This window comes from Streptomyces sp. NPDC047085 (assembly GCF_040643735.1).
Lineage (GTDB): Bacteria > Actinomycetota > Actinomycetes > Streptomycetales > Streptomycetaceae > Streptomyces.
The window spans coordinates 124,975-145,178 of the sequence record NZ_JBEYUW010000014.1 but is presented as its reverse complement, the minus strand read 5'-3'; the positions used below and the strand labels follow the sequence as shown (position 1 = coordinate 145,178).

Below are 20,204 nucleotides of genomic sequence, written 5' to 3'. Positions count from 1 at the left end.
GCCCGGCCGGACTGACTGGCCGATAAAGTTAAGGAGCCTTACTAGAGGCGTCAAGTATGCGTCAGAAATGCATGAGAATGGTGCGATGCCCGCTGGTGACGCCATAGAGCCGCAGGAACAGCCCTGGAGCCGCCGACGCCTGCGCAGCACCAATGAGCGGCTGCTGCTGGACCGGCTGCGCGCCCTCGGTGCCGCGTCGCGCGCCCAACTGGCCCGCGAGACCGGCCTGTCGAAGCCGACGGTGTCCAGCGCGCTGGCCTCGCTGGAGGCGGCCGGGCTGGTCCGCGAGGTCGGCACCCACGCCCCCGAGCGCGGGCGCACCGCCGTGCTGTACGCCCCGGACCCGGCCGCCGGTCACGTGCTGGGCGTGGACATCGGGCGCGGCTGGCTGCGGGTGGCCGTGGTCGACCTGGACGGCACGGTGATCGCCCGCGCCGACGTGCGCAACCGCGCCCGCGCCTCGGCCGCCATGGCCGACCTGGTCGTGGGCACCGCCCGTCAGGTGATCGGCAATTCGGGCGTGGACCCGGCGGAGGTGGTGCACGGGGTGGTGGGCACGCCCGGTGTCTACGACGAGAAGCAGCGGCGGGTGCGGTTCGCGATGCATCTGCCGGGCTGGGGGCGGGCGGGGCTCCTCGACCGGATGCGTGAGGAGCTGGGCGTCCCGCTGGAGGTGCACAACGACGCCAACCTGGCCGCGCTGGGCGAGTACACGTACGGCGTCGGCGCGGGCAGCCGGCTCTTCGCGTACATCCTGATCGGCACCGGGCTCGGGATGGGGGTGGTCAGCGAGGGGCGGCTGTTCACCGGGGCGCACGGGCTGGCCGGCGAGATCGGGTTCCTGCCCTGGCCGGGGCGGCAGAAGCCGGAGCGGCTGGAGGACGCGGTGTCGGGGGTGGCCGTGGTGGAGGCGGCCCGGCGCTTCGGGATGAGCGGGCAGCTCACCGCGAAGGCCGTGTTCGACGCGGCCCGGCAGGGCAACCCGGCGGCGGTGCGGGCGGTGGAGCTGGAGGGCGAGCGGATCGCGCACACCGTGGCGGCGGCGGCCGCGGTGCTCGACCCGGACCTCGTCGTGCTCGGCGGCGGGGTGGGCCAGGGCGTGGACCTGCTGCTCGGGCCGGTCCGCGAACATCTGCGCACGCTCACCCCGTTGCGGCCGAGCATCGCCCCGAGCCGGCTGGGCGAGGACGCGGTGCTCATGGGCGCGGTGGCAACGGCCCTGGGCACGGCCCGGGATCTGGTCTTCGAACGCCGGACGGGCGGCGGCTGACCGGTTCACGCCGGTCGGCACGCGGTCGCCGCGCGGTCGGCGCGGCCCTCGCGGCCGGGGTCGTTGACACGGCCCGTGCGGCCCCCTACGTTGTGCCGAGTTAGTAAAGTTTCCTAACTTTACGAGCTTGGAGACCATGGTGTTCCCTCGCCCCGCCCCCGGAAGCCGGCTCGCCACGAGCGCCGCACTCCTCGGCCTGGTCGGCACGATCACCACCACCGCCTGGGCCGTGACCCGGGACCGCGACCCCGCTCCAGAGCGGGCCGCCCACGCCAGGGGGATCGCCGCCGACGCCAAGGACGCGGCCCACGCCAGGGTGACACACGTTCCGTCGGCCGCCGGATCCGCCACTCCGCTGTCCGGGTACACGATCCAGTCCACGGCGAAGGTGAGCGACGCGGCGGCGACCGTCTCCTCCCCCGGCTATCCGGCCAAGGGCTGGTACCCGGCGGGCCCCCGCTCCACGGTCCTGGCGGCCCTGCTGGCCAACGGCGTGTACGCGGATCCCTTCCACTCCATCAACATGGAGAAGATCCCGCGGGCCGACTTCCAGGTCCCCTGGTGGTACCGCTCCGACTTCATCGTCGAGGACATCTCCCGGCGCACCCACCTGGACTTCAGCGGTGTCATCTCGGCGGCCGACGTCTACGTCAACGGCCACCAGGTGGCGAAGGCGGCGGACGTGACCGGCGTCTATCCCCGGCACGAGCTGGACATCACCTCGCTGGTGAAGCCCGGCACCAACACGGTGGCCTTCCGGATCCAGCCCAACGAGCCGAACCAGAACCTCACCATGAGCTGGCTCGACTGGCTCCAGCCGCCGCCGGACCGCAGCATGGGTCTCGTCCGTGACGTCCTGGTCCGCCGCGACGGCCCGGTGGCGCTGCGCGACGCGCACGTGGTGACCAAGCTGGCCGTACCGTCCCTCGCCACCGCCGACCTGACCGTCAAGGCGCAGGCCCGCAACGACAGCGCCGACGCGGTCACGGCCGAGGTCTCCGGCAGCATCGCCGGGACGCGCTTCACCAAGACCGTGCAGCTCGCCGCGCACGAGACGAAGACCGTCACCTTCTCCCCCGCCGACGTGCCCGGACTGCACCTGACCTCGCCGAAGGTGTGGTGGCCGGCCGGCATGGGCGGGCAGCCGCTGTACGACCTCGACCTCACCGCGACCGTCGCCGGCACGGCCTCGGACACCGCCCACGAGACCTTCGGCATCCGCGACGTCCAGGCGCCGCTGAACGCCGACGGCGCCCGCCAGTACCGGATCAACGGGCGCAAACTGCTGATCAAGGGCGGCGGTTGGTCCCCGGACGAGTTCCTGCGCTGGGACCGGACGTACGTGGAGGACCGGCTGAAGTACGCCCTCGACCTGGGCCTGAACACCATCCGTCTGGAAGGCCACCTCGAGCCGGACGAGTTCTTCGACCTCGCCGACCGCCTCGGCGTGCTCACGCTGCCGGGCTGGGAGTGCTGCGACAAGTGGGAGGGCCAGGTCAACGGCAGCGAGGCCGGGGACAAGTGGACGGCCGCCGACTACCCGGTCGCGAAGGCGTCCATGGCCGCCGAGGCCGCCCGGCTGCGCGGCCATCCGAGCGTCATCTCCTTCCTGATCGGCAGCGACTTCGCGCCCGACGCGACGATCGAGAAGAACTACCTGGACGCCCTGGAGGCCGCCGACTGGCCCACCCCGGTGGTTCCCGCGGCCTCCGACAAGTCCTCCCCCCAGCTGGGCCGTTCGGGGATGAAGATGACCGGGCCCTACGACTGGGTCCCGCCGGACTACTGGTACGCCAAGCGCGAGGGCGGCGCCACCGGCTTCAACTCCGAGACGAGCGCGGGCCCCGACATCCCCACGCTCGACAGCCTGCGCCGGATGATGACACCCGCGGAACTCGACACCCTGTGGAAGAACCCGCAGGCCAAGCAGTACCACCGGTCACCGTCCCCCACCTTCAACACCCTGAAGATCTACGACGCCGCCCTCGCCGGCCGCTACGGCACCCCGACGAGCCTCGCCGACTACGTCCGCAAGGCGCAGCTGGCCCAGTACGAGGCCGTCCGCGCCCAGTACGAGGCCTACGGGCGCAACGCGTCCGACTCGGCCGCGCCGGCGACCGGGGTGATCTACTGGATGTTCAACAGCGGCTGGACGTCGCTGCACTGGCAGCTGATGGACCGTTATCTCGACCAGGGCGGCGCCTACTTCGGCGCGAAGAAGGCCAACGAGCCGCTGCACGTGCAGTACTCCTACGACAACCGCTCGGTCGTCGTCGTGAACAACCGGCACGATTCCGCGGGCGGACTCACCGCGCGGGCCACGCTGTTCAACCCCGACGGCACGCAGAAGTACGACAAGACGGTGACCGGGGTGACGGTGAACGGGGACGGCGCGCACGGCACCGCCCTCACCCTGCCGGCGTCGGTGAGCGGCCTGTCCGGCACCTACCTGCTCCGGCTGACCCTGACCGACGCGGACGGCAAGGAGGTGAGCCGGAACGTGTACTGGCTCTCCACCAGGCCCGACACGCTCGACTGGGCGAAGACCGACTGGTACTACACCCCGACGACCAGATTCGCCGACCTCAAGGGGCTCGCCTCGATGGCGCAGGTGCCGGTGTCGGCGACGGCGTCGACCCGGGCGTCCGGCGGCACGTCGACCACGACGGTGACCCTGCGCAACACGGGCAGCGGCACGACGCCGGCGCTGTTCACGGACGTCCACCTGGTCGACGCCCAGGGCAAGCCGGTGCTGCCCGTGCAGTGGTCGGACAACGAGGTGAGTCTGTGGCCGGGCGAGTCGGTGACACTGACCGCCACCTACCGGACCGCGGACCTGCACGGCTCGGCGCCGCGCGTACGGGTCTCGGGCTGGAACGCGCCGGAGCGGACGGTCCCGGCGGGCTGACCCGGTGGGGGCCCGGCCGAGGCCGGGCCCCTGGGCGTCAACCGACGCTGAGCGCGGTGTCGTCGACGACGAACGACGTCTGGAGGGTGGAGCCCTCGGTGCCGGTGAACTTGATCGTGACCGTCTGGCCCGCGTAGCTCGCGAGGTTGAAGCTGCGCTGGGTGTAGCCGGCGGCCGCGTTCAGGTTCGAGTAGGTGGCGAGGGTCGACAGCACGGTTCCGCTGCTGTTGAGGACCTGCGCCTTCAAGGTGTCGTAGGCCGTCGAGGTGGTCGTCTCGTCGGTGTCGACGTGGAGGTAGAAGCTCAGGGTGGCGCTCGTGCACCCGGCGGGGATGGTCACCGTCTGCGCGAGCGTGTCGGTGTGGGCGGCGCCGTACCCGTTCAGCCAGGCCTTGTAGGAGCCGGTGTGGGCGGCCTCGCCGGTGTCGTTGGTGATGACGCCGCTGGAAGCCGTCCAGGAGCCGGCGCCGGACTCGAAGCCGGGGTTGGCCAGCAGCTGGGCGGAGGTGCAGGTGCCGCCACCGCCACCGCCTCCGCCGCTGGCGCCGTCACCGGCCAGCCAGGCGGTGGCGTTGAGGGCGAGGGCCGCGTTGGTGGCACCGGTGTCGTTCCAGCCGTCGTACAGGGTGTTGCCGGACTGGCCGGTGCCGTCGTCGATCGGCGAGCTGTCGCCCCAGTAGGCGACGCGTCCGCTGCCGAAGGCGCTGGTCAGGAAGAAGGCGCCGGTGTTGCCGGAGTAACCGGTGCGGTAGACGAGGCCCTTGACCGCGGGGTTGTCGGCCGGCTTGAGGGTGGCCGTGGTGCCGTTGGCGATCAGGCTCTTGGTGACGTTGCCGAACGCGCCGTGCAGGACGGGGTCGGTGCTGTCGCTGATGGCCGGCGGGTAGTCCTTGGTGATGTTCAGCGCGTCGATCGAGAAGCCGAACGGGTCGGTGGAGTCGACGCTGTTGTTCGTCATCAGGTCGTTGAGGATCTTGACCGAGTCGGAACCGTCGTTGTTGCGGTCCGAAGCGTTGTGGTCGGAGATCATGAACAGGCCGCCGCCGTTCTTCACGAAGTTCATGATCGCCGTCTTCTCGGCGGCCGTGAACAGCGTGTTCGGCTCCGGCAGGACCAGCGTGTCGAAGTTCGACAGGTCGGTCGAGGAGGTGCCGCCGTAGCTCAGGCTGGAGCCCGACGGCAGCGTCTTCAGGCTGTAGCCGCCGGTCTTCTGCAGCGCCACGCCCCAGGAGGACAGGGCGCCGGTCCAGTCGGTCTCGGCGGACGGGGTGGCGTCCTGGCCGAGCGGGTCGGGCTGGCTGGTGGAGATGATCCAGTCGGCGTTGCCGGCCGTCTCCGCATGGGCGTTGTCGAACAGGACGCGATGCGTGGTGGCCGCGTGCGCGGGGGCGGCACTGGTGCCGACCTGCAGGGCCGCGGCCGTGACGAGCAGTCCGAACCCGGCCAGGGCGGTGGGGAGTCTGCGGCTGGATCTTCTGGATCCGAGCATCCTGCGAACCTCCATCAAGGGTGGGGAGAGGCGGTGCGGGCGCCAAGTCTGCGCGCGTAGAGCCTGCTTGAGGGTTCTACACGCGTCGATTGGTTGAAAGGTACATGGCATGACGGCTCGGTGAACAGAAAGTCCCGGCAATAACCGGGGTGGACTCTCCCCGGTTGCGGCGGCGGTGTGACGGCTCGTCAAGCCCCCGCACTGACTCGTCAGGCCCCGTACAGATACGGCGTCGTGGTGCTCAGCGCGTGGAAGCCCAGGCGGGCCAGGATCGGGCGGCTCGTGGGCAAGGCGTCGACCTGGAGGTAGCGGTAGCCGCGGGCGGCGGCCACGCGGGCGCGGTGGGCGACCAGCGCTCGGTAGATGCCCCGGCCGCGCCAGGGCTCGACGATGCCGCCGCCCCACAGGCCGGCGAAGCGGGTGCCGGGCACCAGCTCGATGCGGGCGGAGCCGACCGGTTCGGCACCGGCCAGCGCGACCACGGCCACGGCGGTGCCGGCGTCGGCGGCGATCCGGGCGAGCAACTCGTGGCGCAGCCCGCTGCCGTCGGTGCCGAAGGCTTGCTCGTGCACGTCCACAACGAGTTCCACTCCGGCCGGATCGGTGGCCTCGACGAAGCTGATGCCCTCGGGCGGCTCGGTGTCCACGGCCAGGCGGGCCGCCTCGCCGATCATCAGCGTCTCCTCGGGCTCGGCCCGGAATCCGGCGGCGGTGAGGCGGGCGCCGAGGTCGGCCGGCCGGTCGTGGCCGTAGAGCTTCCACTCGAAGTCCCGGCCCAGGCCGGTGAAGTAGGCGATCTGTTCGCCGATCGCCCGGTCCGCGCCCGCCGCGTCGAGATCGGACCAGAGGACGGCGTTCCAGCCCTGCCCGCCGGACACGTGGCGCACCACGGCACCGGCCCGTTCGACCCGGGCTCCGGGACCCTCGGGGCGAGCGTTCTCCCGCATGTCCCGGTCGTAGAGGGCAAGCACCGTCGCATGATCCATGGCCTCACTCCAGCATCCGCGGCCCGGTGGGGCAACGGAATTACCGCCCGGCCGGGTCGGAGTCCTCCGGCCGTACGACGGCAAGGTAGGCGGTGAGCCGGTCGCGGTTGCGGGCCAGGCAGTCGATGCGGGCCTGGATGCGGCCGATGTGCCCCTGCAGCAGGGCCGCCGTCCGCGGGGTCACGCACTCGGCGGGCGGGTGCAGTTCCCCGGGGCCGGACAGGTACGGCAGGATCGCGCGGATCATCTCCGTGGTGAGGCCGGAGTCGAGCAGCCCGCGGATCTGCTGGACGTCCTGGACGGCGGACTCGGGATAGCTGCGGTAGCCGTTGTCGGCGCGTTCGGGGTGGAGCAGGTCCTGTGCCTCGTAGTAGCGCAGCAGCCGGGTGGGGACGCCGGTGCGCCGGGAGAGTTCGCCGATCCTCATGCGCGCCTCCCGATCCTCATGCCCGCCTCACGTCTGCGCTCCGATTTCTCCGCCCGCTCCGGGGCCGCTCACGGCCGCGCTTGCCTTGACACTGATGTCAAGGTTCGACCATGGTCGCATGTTCCTGTCCTCCCAGGTCAAGGGCCGTCCCTTGCCGTGGTCGGGGCTGCTCGCCCTGTCCTGCGCCGCCTTCACGGCCGTCCTGACCGAACTCCTGCCCGCGGGCCTGCTGCCCGAGATGGCGCCCCGGCTGGGGGTCGCCGAGTCCCGGATCGGATTCCTCGTGACCGCCTACGCGGCGGCCTCCTTCCTGGCCGCGGTCCCCGTCACCGCGGCGCTGCGCGGGCTGCCGCGGCGGCCGGTGCTGTGCGGGGCGCTGCTGGGATTCGCGGTGAGCAACGCGCTGGTCGCGCTGTCGTCGTCGTACCCGCTCACCTTCGTGGCCCGGCTGCTCGCCGGGGTCACGGGCGGCACGCTGTGGGCGATGCTCGTCGGTTACGCGGCCCGGATGGTGCCGGCCGACCGGCGCGGCCGCGCCATCGCGGTCGTGCTCGCGGGGATCACCCTCGCCCTGTCGCTGGGCCTGCCCGCCGGTACGGCGCTGGCGGCGGCGGTGGGCTGGCGGGCGGCCTTCGGGTCGCTGGCCGTGCTCGCCGTGCTCGTCGTGGTGTGGGTGTGCCTGCGGGTGCCCGGATTCCCCGGCGAGCCCCCGCACGCGCGCGTGCCGCTCACCCGGGTCGCTCTGCGGCCGGGGATCCGACCGGTGCTGTGCGTGACGCTGTTCCTGCTGCTGGGGCACCAGGTGATGTACACGTACGTGGCCCCGTTCGCCGAGCACGCCGGATACGGCCGTACCGGCCTGCTGCTCGCGGTGTTCGGGTCGGCGACGGTGGCCGGGATCTGGCTCACCGGTGTGCTGGTCGACCGGCATCTGCGTGCCACCCTGCTGGCGGCGCTCGCCACGTTCGCGGCGGTGCTGCTGGGGGTGGGCGCCGGCGTGCACGCGGTGCTGTTCGGCGCCGTCGCCCTGTGGGGCGTGGCCTTCGGCGGGGCGCCGACGCTCATTCAGACCGCGCTGGTCGACGTCTCGGGACCGGCCGACGCCGATGTGGCGACCTCGTTGCAGACGACCGTGTACAACGCGGGGATCGCGGCCGGCTCGCTCAGCGGCGGGCTCGCGCTGGACGCCATGGGCGCCGGGGCACTGCCCTGGACCGCGCTGCCGCCGGCCGTGCTCGCGCTGGCGACGGTCGCGGGCGGGCACCGGTACGCCTTTCCGGCCGTACGGCACGGTGCGGCGCCGGGGCCTGCGCGCGCGGCTGTGTCACCCTCGGTGCCCGTAACCTGCGCAGTCGGAGATCGTGCCGCGAGGAGGCCGGACGTCGATGGTGAAGGACACTGAGCTGCGGTACCTGCGCCGCTGTGTGGAACTGGCCCGTGAGGCGCTGGAGGCGGGCGACGAACCCTTCGGATCGGTACTCGTCGCGGAGGACGGCACCGTGCTCGCCGAGGACCGCAACCGGGTGGCCGGCGGGGACCACACCCGGCACCCGGAGTTCGAGCTGGCCCGCTGGTCGGCCGCCCACCTCTCCCCCGCGGAGCGGGCCGCCGCGACCGTGTACACCTCGGGCGAGCACTGCCCGATGTGTGCGGCCGCGCACGCCTGGGTCGGGCTCGGCCGCATCGTGTACGTCGCCTCTTCCCAGCAACTCGGCGAATGGCTCGACGAGTTGGGCGTGCCGCAGGCGCCGGTGCGGACGCTCGCGGTGAACGAGGTGGCCCCCGGCGTGCTGGTCGAGGGACCGGTGCCGGAGCTGGTGGACGAGGTGCGGGACCTGCACCGCCGCCGCCAGGGCGCCGCGAGCTGACCCGGCGGGTCCCGCCTCCCCAAGGGACCTTTCCGGTCAGCCGAGTTCGAGCGTGGTGACGCCGAACACCCGCTCCCTGGCGTGCTCACGGACCGGCCCGGTGTACATGCGGGCGGTCTCGAAGGAGGCGCTGAGTCCCGCCTCCTCGGCGAGCGCGACACCGGCCCGGTTCGGCTCGGGCACGTCGATGGCGACCTCGCGGCCGGCGACGTCGGCGGTGAGCGCGGCGAACAGGGCCCGGACGTCGTCGGCGGTGTCCGCGAAGAGCGGACCGATGCGCAGGCTGTCGTGGCCGGGGCGGAGCACGCCGTAGCCCGTGAGACGGTCGCCGTCGTACCGGACGACGGCGCGGTGACCGGGGCCGGTCAGCCACTGGGCGAGGAAGGCCGGACGGTCGGCCGGGGAGCAGGCGCCGTCGTAGGCGATGACGGCGGCCAGGTCGCCGGGCGTGGCGGGCCGGACGCCCGCCGGTGTCTCGCCCGCGGGGGCGGGTCCGGTGAAGCGGATGGTGCGGTAGGCGAGTTCGAAGCCGGACTGGCGGTAGTTGTCCTGCTGGGCGACGACCCCGTCCAGGCCGACGGTCCGGTTCCCGGCGTGGGCCAGGGCGGTCTTCCAGGTGGTGAGCCCGTGGCCGCGGCCGCGCAGGTCCGGGCGGACGAGGTAGCAGCCGAGGAAGGCGTAGTCGGAGCCGTGGTTCACGACGGAGATGGCCGACACCGGCTCGCCGTCGATGCGGCCGAGGAAGAAGCCGTCGGGATCCTGGGCGAAGAAGGCGGGTCCGTCGTTCAGCCCTGGATTCCAGCCCTCCGCCGCCGCCCACCCGCTGATCACCGGCCAGTCGGCGAGGGTGGCCTGCGTGACGACGAGGTCCTGGGGGCCCGGTGGCGTCATCGGTGTGCTCCATGTTCCGTGAGGTGCGGTCGGCGGACGGCACGGCATCGGGCCGCGCCCGCAGTATCCTTGCCGATCGGCCGGGGCCCGCGCCACGTACGGATCGGCCGTCGGTGCGCCTCAACCAGCCGTGCGTACAGGCCTGTTGGGCACACCCGCGGTGGCAGGGGCGAGGGCGCGAGCCCGGATCACGCGGCGAACCCCGAAGGGGCGCACGACGACGGCCCCACCGGGCCTGCGTCCAGTGGGGCCGTGCGGCGAAACGGGATCAGCGGTTGCGCACCGGACGGTAGCGGCGGTACAGCGTGGCACCGGTCGCCACGAGGGCGAAGGCACCGGCGACCGCCGGGGCCGTCAGGTCCGTTCCGGTCTGGGCGAGCTGACCCGAGGCCGACTCGGGGACGGGACGCGGAGCCGGGTGGGCCTTGACGGGGGCCGGAGGCTTCGGCGCCGGAGTTTTGGGCGGCGTCGACGTCCTGGGCGGCGTCGTGGTCCTGGGCGGCGTCGGAGTGGTCGGCGTGGCCGGAGTGGTCGGCGTGGCCGGAGTGGTCGGCGTGGCCGGCGTCGTCGGCGTGGCCGGAGTGGTCGGCGTCGTCGGCGTCGTCGGCGTGGCCGGAATGGTGGGTGTGCTCGGAGTAGTAGGCGTGGTCGGCGTGGTCGGCGTCGTCCTCGGCGGGGTGGTGGTGTTACCCCCCGTGTTGACGGACTGATTGCCGAAGACCGGGTTGGCCACACCGACCACATCGACACTGTTGCCGCTGGCGTTCAACGGCAGGTCGACGGGGAGCTGGACGACGTTGCCCGAGACCACACCGGGCGAGTCATTCGCGACGCCCTGCGCCGTGGCCGAGCCGGACGTGGCGGACCCGCCCGTGCCGGCACCGCCGGTGTTCGCGCATGTGTTGCCCATGGCCGGGTTGAGCAACCCCACCACGTTCACCGTATTGCCGCACACGTTCACTGGCACATGCACCGGGGCCTGCACCGCGTTGCCGGAGATCAGCCCGGGCGAGCCGGCCGCAGCCCCGTCCGCGGAGGCACCATCGGCCGCGAAGCTGGCGGCCACCGGCATCGCCATGGCCATCGCACCAGAGGCGGCGACGGCGAGCACACCGTTTCGGGTAGCCCGTCTCATAGGTTCCCTGCCTTCCAGAGAAGATCGCGGGCACTCACCCGCAGCACATAAAACGCAGGGGAACCGCCCGAGTTACGGCCAAACCCTCTTTCACCCTCACGAGTGGGGCGATCATTCGAACTGCTTATAAAGCGATCGATTCATCATTGATAGCCACAGAGAGGGCGAAGGGTACGGCTCGCGCCGCCGTCCCGCTCGCCGGGAGGCGTGCCGTACGAGGCCCGCCTATGGTGAGGAGGGCGTAGCCCGGGACCCCAGCGGGTGCGCCCGGGAGGCGATCGATGCTGGTCAAGCTGTCCACTCGGCCCGCCGTGCGGCGCGGCGCGGGAGCAGGGGCCCTCACGCTGGCGCTGCTCGGAGCCGGGCTGCCCGCGGCGGCCGCCCGGCCCGAGCCCGACCTGTCGCGGTTCTACGGGCAGAAGGTGGTGTGGGCGGCCTGCAAGGCGCCGGACATGCCCCGGGACCTCCAGTGCGCGAAGGTGACCGTCCCGCTCGACTACGCCCACCCAGGCGCGGGCAAGCTGGACCTGGCGCTGGCCCGCTATCGGGCGACCGGCTCGTCCCGCGGATCGGTGCTGCTGAACTTCGGCGGCCCCGGCGTCGCGGGCGTGAGCCAGCTCGCCGACGGCGGCAAGGACTTCATGGACCTGACCAACGGGTACGACGTGGTCGCGTTCGATCCGCGCGGCGTCGGCCGCTCCTCCCCCGTCAGCTGCGGCGAGGGCGAGTCCGTGGCGTCGGTCGCGACGAACCAGGAGATCGACATCGGCCACCCGCAGGTGGTGCTGAAGCATCTGCGGCTGTCGGCGGAGCAGTGTGCCAAGCGTTCCGGCCCGGTCCTGCAGCACATCGGCACCGTCAACGCGGCACGGGACCTGGACGTCATACGCCAGGCCCTGGGCGACAAGAAGCTCAACTACCTCGGCTTCTCGTACGGGTCCCGGCTCGGCGCGGTGTACGCGGCGCAGTTCCCGGACAAGGTCGGCCGGATCGCCCTGGACGGCGTGGACACCCTGACCGAGCCGCTGTCCGAGCAGGGCGTGGCGAGCGCCGAGGGGCAGCAGACGGCGCTGGACGACTTCCTGGACTGGTGCGCTACGGACATCGCCTGTCCGTTCGGCAGGGACCGGCGGACGGCTGGGGACCAGGTGGTGAAGCTCGTGCGCTCGCTCGACGAGAACCCGGTGCCCACGGACTTCGGGGGCACGTTCTCCGGCCAGGACCTGGTGGGCGCCATCGGTCAGGCCCTCTACAGCAAGGAGCTGTGGCCCTCCCTGGAGCGCGCGCTGGCCTCGCTGGTCGAGGACGGCGACACCCGGGGCGTGCTGAACTTCGCCGCCGGCGGGATAGGTCTGCCGCTGCGGGCCGACGGGCACGGCGGGAAGGACGGCGGCCTCGTGGCCCCCCAGGACGTCCCGGCGGACAACCTGCCGGCCGCGCTGATGGCGATCAACTGCGCGGACGACCCCGACCGGCCCACCGCCGCCCGGATCACCAAGGACCTCGAAACGCTGCGGGCCGCCTACAACCGGGCGTCGCCGGTTTTCGGCCGCTACCGGCTCACCCAGCTGTTGATGTGCTTCGGCCGCCCCAAGGGCACGGACTTCATCCGCGACCGGGTCAGGAACGTCCACTCCGCCAAGATGCTGCTCGTGGGCACACGGGGTGATCCGGCGACGCCGTACCGCTGGACCGTGGAGACGGCCCGGCGACTCGGCCCGTCCGCGGTGGTGCTGGACAACAAGGGCGACGGGCACACCGGCTACTCCTCGTCCACGTGCGTGCACCGCAAGGTCAACGACTTCCTGCTGTACGGCTCCCTGCCGCCCAGCGGCAGCTCCTGCCCGGCGGACGGGAACGACTGGCGCTCCACCGCCAGCACGTCCGACTGACGGCCGGAATGGTGCAAACGCCGTCCCGGGCGTCACACCGGGCAGGCGTGCCTCGACGCGCCGGACGTTTCCGACCCGATCCGCCGGACGTCACCGACCAAGACCCGGACCGCATCCGACCAGGACAGGGGGAACCCACCATGCGCTTCCGCGCCCTCCTCGCCGTACCCGCCGTCTCCGCCGCCACCGCGGCCCTGCTGCTCACCGCGCCGCAGAGCCGGGCGGCCACGGCGCACGCCGCGCCCGCCCGGTGCGCGGAAAAGGCGCTGACCGTGCGGGCGAAGGCCGCGCCCGCCGACCGGTCCGTGGTCCGCGTCGGCGTGACCAACCGGGGCACCCGCGCCTGCGACGTCGACCGCGTGCCCACGGTCACCTTCGGTGACCTGGACGGGGCCGCGCTGCCGGTGCCGGAGGGCGGCAGCGGCACGTACCGGCTCGGGGCGGGGAAGACGGCGTACGCGGCCGTCCGCACCATCGGCGACCCGGCGGACCCCGAGGCCCGCCGGGCGGACTCGCTCACGGTGGCCGCGTCCGCGTCCCAGTGGGGCCGCACGTTCACCGCGGCCCGGCTCGGCACCGGGCGGGACATCCGGGTGTGGGAGCCGGTGACGACGTGGTGGCAGCCGACGGCGGCGGCCGCGGACCGGGCGATCGGCCTGCGCTGAGGATCAGCCGAGGACCAGCTCCGGGGAGTAGAGGTCCAGCCACACGGCGAGGTCCAGGGTGCGCTCCAGGCCGCGCCGGGCCGCCTGGGTGCTGACGGGCGTGTCGCGTTCGGCGGCCGCCCGGACCCGCTCGCGGTCCACCAGGTCGAAGACGGGGTGGGAGGGCCGGGCGAGCAGGTCCTTGGCCTGGTCCTGCAGGGCGCGGGCGTACAGGGGGTCCTGGGTGGACGGGTACGGGCTCTTCACCCGGTCGTAGACCGAGCGCGGCAGGAGGTCCGCGGTGGCCTCCCGCAGCAGGCTCTTCTCCCGGCCGTCGAAGGACTTCAGCGACCAGGGCGTGTTGTAGACGTACTCGACGAGCCGGTGGTCGCAGTACGGCACCCGGACCTCCAGGCCGACGGCCATGCTCATGCGGTCCTTGCGGTCGAGCAGGGCACGGACGAAGCGGGTCAGGTGCAGATGGCTCATCCGCCGCATGCGGTACTCGAAGTCGCTCTCGCCGTCCAGGCGCCGGACGGCGGCGACGGCCGTGCGGTAGCCGTCCGCGACGTACCCCTCCAGGTCCAGCGTCTTGACCAGGTCGGAGCGCAGGACACCGGCGTCGTCACCGAAGTCGCGGCTCATCCGCACCAGCCAGGGGAAGGTGTCGGCGCTGCGGGCCTGCTCGTCGAAGAACTGCTGGTAGCCGCCGAAGACCTCGTCGGCGGACTCGCCGGACAGGGCCACCGTGGACTGGTCGCGGATGGCGCGGAAGAGCAGCAGGAGCGAGGCGTCCATGTCGCCGAACCCGGCCGGCACGTCGCGGGCGCGGATCACCTTCTCGCGGGCCGCGGGGTCGGCGAGGGTCTGGGCGTCCAGGATGATGTCCTGGTGGTCGGTCTCGGCGAGCAGGGCCACGTCGTGCACGAACGGGGTGTCGGGGGTGCCGCGCAGTTCGTCGGCGACGAAGTTGTCGGTCTGGCCGACGAAGTCGACGGCGAAGCTGCGCACCTTCTCGCCCTGTTCGGCGAGCTGCCGGGCGGCGAGCGCGGTCATGGCGGAGGAGTCGAGGCCGCCGGAGAGCAGGGTGCAGCGCGGGACGTCGGCGACGAGCTGGCGGCGCACGATGTCGTCGAGGAGCGTGCGCACGGTGGTGACGGTGGTGTCGCGGTCGTCGGTGTGCGGGCGGGTCTCCAGCTGCCAGTAGACGCGGGTGGTGAGGCCGGAGCGGTCGACGGTGACGACGGTGCCGGGTTCGACCTCGCGCATGCCGTCCCAGACGGCGTGGCCGGGCGTCTTGATCAGCGTGAACAGCTCGCGCAGGCCGTCCAGGGCGACGCGGGGGCGGACCAGCGGGTTGGCGAGGATCGCCTTGGGTTCGGAGCCGAAGAGGACGCCGTCGGAGGTCGGGTGGTAGTAGAACGGCTTGATGCCCATGCGGTCGCGGATCATCACGAGCCGGTCGTGGCGGGCGTCCCAGACCGCGAAGGCGTACATGCCGTTCAGCCGCTCGGCGACGGCGTCGCCCCATTCGAGGTAGCCGCGCAGGACGACCTCGGTGTCGGAGTCGGTGGTGAACCGGTGGTCGCGGTCGGTGAGTTCGCGGCGGAGCTCGGTGAAGTTGTACGCCTCACCGGAGTAGACCAGGACGACGGTTCCCTCGGGCGTGCGGACCGACATCGGCTGGCGGCCGCCGGGGAGGTCGATGATGGCGAGCCGGCGGTGTCCGAGGGCGGCCGGGCCCTCCGCCCAGGTGCCGCGGTCGTCCGGGCCGCGGCAGGCCATCGTCTCGGTCATCGCATGCAGTACGGCGGCCTCGGCGCCGAGGTCACGGTCGAAGGAGACCCATCCGGTGATGCCGCACATGCGCTGCCTCCTGCCTCCGGTCGGTGGCCGACCCCGCGCGCACCTGCGCTTTCCGGGGTGGACAGGAGAGGACCGCCGAACCGGTTGTATCGAGCACCTATACGACGAGCCTCCGTCAGGCCCGGGCGGCGGTCAACGCGGGAGTAACCCGGACGGCCCCGGCGCCCCACGGTTTCGGCCGGGTTTTGCCCGCGCGAGATCCGGGGACCGCCGGGACACCGGGCCCCCGGCACCCGGAACCGGCCACGGGCAAAAACTTCGCCAAGCGGCCGGCCCCGGCTGCCTTCGCGGTCAGAAACGCGGTGCTGTGGCGTCCGGGCCGAGGCGTCAGGACGCCGTGGTCAGGAACCGGTCCAGTGCCTCGGTCAGCTCGGCCGGCTTCTCGACCGGCAGCTCGTGACCCGCGTCGATGATGCGGACCACCGCGTCCGGGTAGGCCTTGGCCATCCGGAGCATCTGCCGCACCGGCAGCTGGACGTCGTGGTAGCCGTGCACCATCAGGGTGGGCGTGCGGATCTCCCCGGCGCGGTCGAGGACGTCGAAGGCCCGCATGGCGCCGTACAGCGTCATGACGACCTCGCGCGGGGTGTCAGCCGAGGCGCGGATGTGCTCCCGGATCTCCTCGCGCGGGTAGCCCGGCTTGAAGGCCCGCTGGATGTTGGCGGCGACGAACAGCTTGAAGGGGACCAGGGTGGAGGCCGCCATGAGCAGGCCCCGGCCCCGGCTGTAGGTCATCCGGCCGATCGAGTTGACCAGCACCATCCGCTCCACCCGGTCGGGGTGGGCCAGGGCGATGGTCTGGGAGATCATCCCGCCCATGGAGTGGCCGACCAGCACGAACCGCTCGACCTTCAGGTGGTCGAGGAGGGCGAGGACGTCGCTCGCCAGCTCCGCGATCGTGCGCACCCCGGCCCCGGTGCTCTCCCCGTGCCCGCGCAGGTCCAGCCGGATCACCCGCCGTCTCTCGGCGAAGTGCGCCATCTGGTGGTCCCAGCGGTGCCGGTTCGCGGTCCAGCCGTGGACGAACACCAGGGGCACGTCCGCCGCGTCGCGGGGGCCCTCGTCGTCGTACGTCAGTGCGGCGCCGTCGACTTCGAGCTGCGGCATGGGGGCCTCCTGGGATCGTGCGGTGGGGTCCGGTTGGATCCGGTCCGGTCCGTTGCGGTTACTGACCGGTACGGTAATGGGGGGTGCGGCGTTCCGTCACCGGCACCGGCCGAGGAATTCTCACCGCCGCTCGCCGAGGAACTCCAGGATGTGCCCGAAGACGTCGAGGGCGGCGCCCCGGCCCAGGAAGGTGTCCAGGTGGCCGTATCCCGGTATCTCGGTGTAGGACACGTCCAGCTGCGGCTGCCGGCGGGCCAGCACCTCGTGGCAGAGCTTCTGCGAGTCCAGCCACAGCCCGTTCTCGCTGCCGGCGAGCAGCAGCACGGGGGTGTCGATGCGGTCGGCGGCGTCGAGCGCGTTGGGCGGCAGGGCCCGGTAGCGGTGGTCGGTGTCGTGCCAGCGCACGACGCTGCGGGCCAGTTCGATGCGGCGCAGGTGGGGCAGGATCCACAGCGGGGCGGGGCCGAGGAGTTCGGCGAGCCGGTCGTGGGTGGCCTCGGCCAGGTGCTCGTGCACGAAGAGCGAAGCACCGGTCCCCCAGGCCGAGTTGTGCAGCATCTGGCAGGTGGGGTCGGGGCAGTCGGCCTTCCGGGAGGCCAGCGCGAACAGCGGGGTGTACCGGGACCACAGGCCCACCTTGCGGAAGTCGACGGGGATGTGGTCGATCCGCGTCTTCAGCAACTCCCCCGCCACGGACATCCGCAGCGAGGTCCGGCCCGCCAGCTTCGGGGTGAGGAAGACCCCTTGGGACACCACGCCGGCCAGGCCCGGGACGAGTCCGGCCGCCATGCTCAGCGACAGGGTGAGAGAGCCGATGCAGTGTGCGACCACGAACAGCGGCCGCTCGCCGATGCGTTCGCGGATGTGGGCGACGGCCTCGGGGATGTCGTACAGCGCCACGTCGTCGTAGGTGTAGCGGCGGCCGGTCTCGTTGTACGGCAGCCGGCAGCTGCCCCGCCAGTCCAGCAGCCAGGGCTCGTAGCCGTCGTCGAGGAGGACGTCGACGAGGTTGCGGGTCTCGGGCAGCAGGAACATGTCGGCCGAGGCGGTGTGCCCGTGCAGCAGCAGGACCGCCGGGCGGGTCGGGTCGCCGGTGCCGACGCGGGTGAGGCCGAGGCGGACGCCGTCGCTCGTGCGGAAGGGGATCTCCTCGACGCGGGCCGGGTCGAGGCGGTGGCGCAGCGGGCGGAGGGCGGTGGCCGTGCGGACCCTGCGCAGTGCGGGCCGGGCCGCCCGGGAGGGAGTGGTCCTGAAGATCATCGGTGGCGCTCCGTGAGGGTCGGGGTGCGGCGCAGGTCGAGCAGGTCCGCGGCGGCCCGGGCGAAGGGGGCGAGCAGTCCGCGGCCCATCTCCAGGCCGAACCAGGCCAGCCAGGTCAGCTTGGCGGCGCGCTTCTCCTGGCCGGTGAGCCGGGGATCGACCTTGATGCCGTCGATCTGGTCGCGGACGTAGGAGTCGGCGGGTACGACGAGTTCGCCGAGCAGGCTCGCGGCCTCGCCCTCGCGGCCGATCTCCACGCTGAGCGAGCGGGTCTGCCGCCACAGGTCCCGGCGGGCCCGCGCGTACTTGCGGCCCTCCAGCCACCAGCGGCCGCCGTCGGCGTCGCGCAACGTCAGCCGGTAGCGCAGGAGTTGGTGCCTGAGGCCGTGCCGCTGCGGGATGCCCTCCTCGGGGCGCACCCAGACGTCGCCCTTCTCCACGGTCAGCGGCGCGGGGTGGATCGCGGTGCAGGTCACCTCGCCGGTGACGTCCACGCGGCGCTCCCTGACCAGCTGGTACATGCTCGCGATGGACAGGGTGAGCGCCATGGAGCAGGGCGTCACGGCCGCGGCGCCGACCGGGCCCACGGTGCCCTCGGTCGTCTCGGCGAACCACAGGTACGGCTGGTCGTCCTTGTGCGGGAGCCGGGCCAGGCCGTCGTCGGCGAGCTTCTCGAAGGTCTTCAGCTGGGCCTGGGCGTCGTACCGGGCGGCGGCCGGGAGGCCGAGGGCGGCGACCAGGGCGTCGGTGCGCTCGGCACAGGCGGCGGGGCCCTGCAGCGTGGCCTCGCACAGCTTCAGCGCGGTGGGGCTCTGCAACACCCGGGTCAGGAAGGCGAGTTCGGGGACGGGCTCGGCCTCCAGGCGGGCGAGGGTGTCGGTGCGCCACTCGTCCCAGTCCTGGACGCGCACGTGCATGCCGCCGAAGGCCATGTCCCGGACCACGTCGTCGAGGGTGTTGGGCACGCCGGTGAGGTTGTAGTCGAAGCCCCACGCGTCGGGTTCGCAGATCGCGGCGACCGCCACCCGGCTGACCCAGTCCACGGGGGCCGCGTTGAGATAGCGGAACGCGGGGACGGTGCGGAAGCGGCCGAAGGCGGAGATCAGGCCGCTGCTGAGGTCCTGCGGATTGTAGGCGCCCGTCCTGGTGTGGCCGCCGATGCCGCCCGGGCGCAGGGCGGTGACGACGAGCCCGTGGTCGCGGGCGCGGCGCAGGGCCACCTCGGCGGCCCACTTGGACTGGTCGTAGCCGGAGACGAGCCGGTCGACGTGGGCGAGGGGGTCGTCCTCGCCCATCGAGGTGATGCCGACCTCGTTGAACACCGCGATGGACGAGATGTGGTGCAGCGGCTTCGGCCGGCCCGTGGCGGCGAGTTCGGCGAGGGTGAGCGTGCCCAGGACGTTGCTGCCGCGCAGCGAGTGGTAGCCGCGCAGGAAGTCCACGGCCGCCGCCACGCCCACGATGCTGTCCAGTTCGTACGCCAGTGCGTGCCACTGCTCGTCGGACAGGCCGAGGCGCGGGCGGCGGATGTCGCCGGGCAGCACGGTGATACGACGGCGGACCTCCGAGGACCACGGCAGCCGGTAGCTGCGCAGCTGTGCGCCGAGGCGGGCCGTCGCGGCCTCCTCGTCGGCCGCGCGGACCAGGCAGTACACGTGCGCGTCCGTGTGCCGCAGCAGGTCGAGCAGCATGTGGCTGCCGAGGAACCCGGTCGCCCCGGTCAGCAGGATCCGGGTCGGCGGCAGCGGCTCCGGGACGTCGGTGAACGGCAGCCGGTCGGCGAGGGCGAGGTCGGCCAGGATCTGGTCCAGGTCTTCCTGACGGGCTCGGGTGTGGGGGCCGTCGGCTCGGTGCGGGACGGCCGGGACGACGGGTGCGGCCGGTGCCGCCGGTACGACCGCGGGTGTGCGGGGGGACGGGATGGGGAGGGTGCTCGGGTGCTGGGCCGGGGTCGTGGGGGGCGGCGGCGGAGTGGCGGGTGCGGATCCGGGCAGGGGTGCGGATGCGGGCAGGAGTGCGGGTGCCGGAGGTACCGCTGCAGCCGGTGTCGCCGGTCCGCCCAGCAGGGGCAGCCAGCGGCGGGCCAGGCTGACGGGGCGTGCGTCGGCGAAGACCTCGTCGAGGTCGATCTCGATGCCCAGCTCGCCCTCCAGCTCGGCGGCCAGTTCCACCGCGCCCACGGAGGTGCCGCCCGCGTCGAAGAAGTCGGCGTCGGGCGCCAGATGACCGGTGGGCAGGTGGCGGCCGGCCGCGGCGGCGATGGTGGCGGTCAGGCCCTCCAGATCCGGTGCCGGGGCCGGGTCAGGGGCGGCGTCGGGGGCGGACTCGGTGGCCGAGCCCGCCGCCCGTATCCGCGCGAGCAGGTCGGCCACGCCGGGTCCCCCGCCGCCCTGTTCGATCGACTCGGCGATCGCCGCCTGCCGGCCGGAGTGCACCGGCTCGTCGTTCACGTCACGCATGA

The 20,204-nt window shown here is 72.7% G+C and carries 15 protein-coding genes; 6 read left to right on the top strand and 9 right to left on the bottom strand.

The window, feature by feature from the left end; translation table 11 throughout:
- Positions 1-85 precede the first annotated feature (85 nt).
- Positions 86-1,270, top strand: a complete 1,185-nt coding sequence (locus ABZ865_RS35205) for an ROK family transcriptional regulator (protein ID WP_361239567.1) — start codon at positions 86-88, stop codon at positions 1,268-1,270.
- A gap of 136 nt (positions 1,271-1,406) precedes the next feature.
- Positions 1,407-4,178 carry an exo-beta-D-glucosaminidase gene (locus tag ABZ865_RS35200; protein WP_361239737.1) on the top strand — a complete coding sequence of 924 codons (2,772 nt, stop codon included), beginning with the start codon at positions 1,407-1,409 and terminating at the stop codon, positions 4,176-4,178.
- A gap of 37 nt (positions 4,179-4,215) precedes the next feature.
- Here ABZ865_RS35200 and ABZ865_RS35195 read toward each other — a convergent pair whose 3' ends face one another.
- The 3 genes from ABZ865_RS35195 to ABZ865_RS35185 all read right to left on the bottom strand — a co-directional run bounded on the left by ABZ865_RS35195 (position 4,216) and on the right by ABZ865_RS35185 (position 7,080).
- Positions 4,216-5,667 carry a hydrolase gene (locus tag ABZ865_RS35195; RefSeq protein ID WP_361239565.1) on the bottom strand — a complete coding sequence of 484 codons (1,452 nt, stop codon included), beginning with the start codon at positions 5,665-5,667 and terminating at the stop codon, positions 4,216-4,218.
- A 209-nt stretch (positions 5,668-5,876) separates the two neighbouring features.
- Positions 5,877-6,653, bottom strand: coding sequence for a GNAT family N-acetyltransferase (locus tag ABZ865_RS35190; protein WP_361239563.1), 777 nt, complete (start codon positions 6,651-6,653; stop codon positions 5,877-5,879).
- Between the two features lie 40 nt (positions 6,654-6,693).
- Positions 6,694-7,080, bottom strand: coding sequence for a MerR family transcriptional regulator (locus ABZ865_RS35185; protein WP_361239561.1), 387 nt, complete (start codon positions 7,078-7,080; stop codon positions 6,694-6,696).
- A 118-nt stretch (positions 7,081-7,198) separates the two neighbouring features.
- Between ABZ865_RS35185 and ABZ865_RS35180 the strand changes: the two genes are divergently transcribed.
- Both ABZ865_RS35180 and ABZ865_RS35175 read left to right on the top strand, forming a co-directional pair.
- Positions 7,199-8,482 carry an MFS transporter gene (locus ABZ865_RS35180; protein ID WP_361239559.1) on the top strand — a complete coding sequence of 428 codons (1,284 nt, stop codon included), beginning with the start codon at positions 7,199-7,201 and terminating at the stop codon, positions 8,480-8,482.
- Positions 8,466-8,948, top strand: coding sequence for a nucleoside deaminase (locus tag ABZ865_RS35175; protein ID WP_361239557.1), 483 nt, complete (start codon positions 8,466-8,468; stop codon positions 8,946-8,948). Before ABZ865_RS35180 ends, ABZ865_RS35175 begins: the two co-directional genes overlap by 17 nt.
- Positions 8,949-8,984: 36 nt before the next feature.
- Here ABZ865_RS35175 and ABZ865_RS35170 read toward each other — a convergent pair whose 3' ends face one another.
- Both ABZ865_RS35170 and ABZ865_RS35165 read right to left on the bottom strand, forming a co-directional pair.
- Positions 8,985-9,839, bottom strand: a complete 855-nt coding sequence (locus ABZ865_RS35170) for a GNAT family N-acetyltransferase (protein WP_361239555.1) — start codon at positions 9,837-9,839, stop codon at positions 8,985-8,987.
- A 268-nt stretch (positions 9,840-10,107) separates the two neighbouring features.
- Positions 10,108-10,950, bottom strand: coding sequence for a chaplin (locus tag ABZ865_RS35165; protein WP_361239553.1), 843 nt, complete (start codon positions 10,948-10,950; stop codon positions 10,108-10,110).
- A 305-nt stretch (positions 10,951-11,255) separates the two neighbouring features.
- Here ABZ865_RS35165 and ABZ865_RS35160 point away from each other — a divergent pair, with 305 nt between their 5' ends.
- Together ABZ865_RS35160 and ABZ865_RS35155 are read left to right on the top strand one after the other, a co-directional pair.
- Complete coding sequence (locus ABZ865_RS35160; protein WP_361239551.1) at positions 11,256-12,866, top strand: alpha/beta hydrolase; 1,611 nt, start codon at positions 11,256-11,258, stop codon at positions 12,864-12,866.
- A gap of 140 nt (positions 12,867-13,006) precedes the next feature.
- Positions 13,007-13,531 carry a DUF4232 domain-containing protein gene (locus tag ABZ865_RS35155; protein ID WP_361239549.1) on the top strand — a complete coding sequence of 175 codons (525 nt, stop codon included), beginning with the start codon at positions 13,007-13,009 and terminating at the stop codon, positions 13,529-13,531.
- Between the two features lie 3 nt (positions 13,532-13,534).
- On the opposite strand, the gene asnB is transcribed toward ABZ865_RS35155, so the two are convergent.
- From asnB to ABZ865_RS35135, 4 genes are all read right to left on the bottom strand, one after another.
- Positions 13,535-15,376, bottom strand: a complete 1,842-nt coding sequence (gene asnB, locus ABZ865_RS35150; protein ID WP_361239547.1) for an asparagine synthase (glutamine-hydrolyzing) — start codon at positions 15,374-15,376, stop codon at positions 13,535-13,537.
- Between the two features lie 327 nt (positions 15,377-15,703).
- Positions 15,704-16,483 (bottom strand): alpha/beta fold hydrolase, encoded by a 780-nt coding sequence (locus ABZ865_RS35145; RefSeq protein ID WP_361239545.1) that lies wholly within the window; start codon positions 16,481-16,483, stop codon positions 15,704-15,706.
- 120 nt (positions 16,484-16,603) lie between these two features.
- Complete coding sequence (locus ABZ865_RS35140) at positions 16,604-17,743, bottom strand: alpha/beta fold hydrolase (RefSeq protein WP_361239543.1); 1,140 nt, start codon at positions 17,741-17,743, stop codon at positions 16,604-16,606.
- Positions 17,740-20,202 carry a thioester reductase domain-containing protein gene (locus ABZ865_RS35135; RefSeq protein ID WP_361239541.1) on the bottom strand — a complete coding sequence of 821 codons (2,463 nt, stop codon included), beginning with the start codon at positions 20,200-20,202 and terminating at the stop codon, positions 17,740-17,742. The genes ABZ865_RS35140 and ABZ865_RS35135 overlap by 4 nt, the downstream gene beginning before the upstream one ends.
- Between the last annotated feature and the right edge of the window lie 2 nt (positions 20,203-20,204).

Bases quoted from the DNA above. Each gene is read 5' to 3' on its own strand.
- ABZ865_RS35180 (WP_361239559.1), top strand. From the start codon at position 7,199: ATGTTCCTGTCCTCCCAGGTCAAGGGCCGTCCCTTGCCGTGGTCGGGG.
- ABZ865_RS35155 (WP_361239549.1), top strand. From the start codon at position 13,007: ATGCGCTTCCGCGCCCTCCTCGCCGTACCCGCCGTCTCCGCCGCCACC.
- ABZ865_RS35190 (WP_361239563.1), bottom strand. From the start codon at position 6,653: ATGGATCATGCGACGGTGCTTGCCCTCTACGACCGGGACATGCGGGAG.
- ABZ865_RS35160 (WP_361239551.1), top strand. From the start codon at position 11,256: ATGCTGGTCAAGCTGTCCACTCGGCCCGCCGTGCGGCGCGGCGCGGGA.
- ABZ865_RS35175 (WP_361239557.1), top strand. From the start codon at position 8,466: ATGGTGAAGGACACTGAGCTGCGGTACCTGCGCCGCTGTGTGGAACTG.
- ABZ865_RS35145 (WP_361239545.1), bottom strand. From the start codon at position 16,483: ATGCCGCAGCTCGAAGTCGACGGCGCCGCACTGACGTACGACGACGAG.
- ABZ865_RS35200 (WP_361239737.1), top strand. From the start codon at position 1,407: ATGGTGTTCCCTCGCCCCGCCCCCGGAAGCCGGCTCGCCACGAGCGCC.
- ABZ865_RS35135 (WP_361239541.1), bottom strand. From the start codon at position 20,202: ATGCGTGACGTGAACGACGAGCCGGTGCACTCCGGCCGGCAGGCGGCG.
- ABZ865_RS35195 (WP_361239565.1), bottom strand. From the start codon at position 5,667: ATGCTCGGATCCAGAAGATCCAGCCGCAGACTCCCCACCGCCCTGGCC.
- ABZ865_RS35185 (WP_361239561.1), bottom strand. From the start codon at position 7,080: ATGAGGATCGGCGAACTCTCCCGGCGCACCGGCGTCCCCACCCGGCTG.
- ABZ865_RS35170 (WP_361239555.1), bottom strand. From the start codon at position 9,839: ATGACGCCACCGGGCCCCCAGGACCTCGTCGTCACGCAGGCCACCCTC.
- ABZ865_RS35205 (WP_361239567.1), top strand. From the start codon at position 86: ATGCCCGCTGGTGACGCCATAGAGCCGCAGGAACAGCCCTGGAGCCGC.
- asnB (WP_361239547.1), bottom strand. From the start codon at position 15,376: ATGTGCGGCATCACCGGATGGGTCTCCTTCGACCGTGACCTCGGCGCC.
- ABZ865_RS35140 (WP_361239543.1), bottom strand. From the start codon at position 17,743: ATGATCTTCAGGACCACTCCCTCCCGGGCGGCCCGGCCCGCACTGCGC.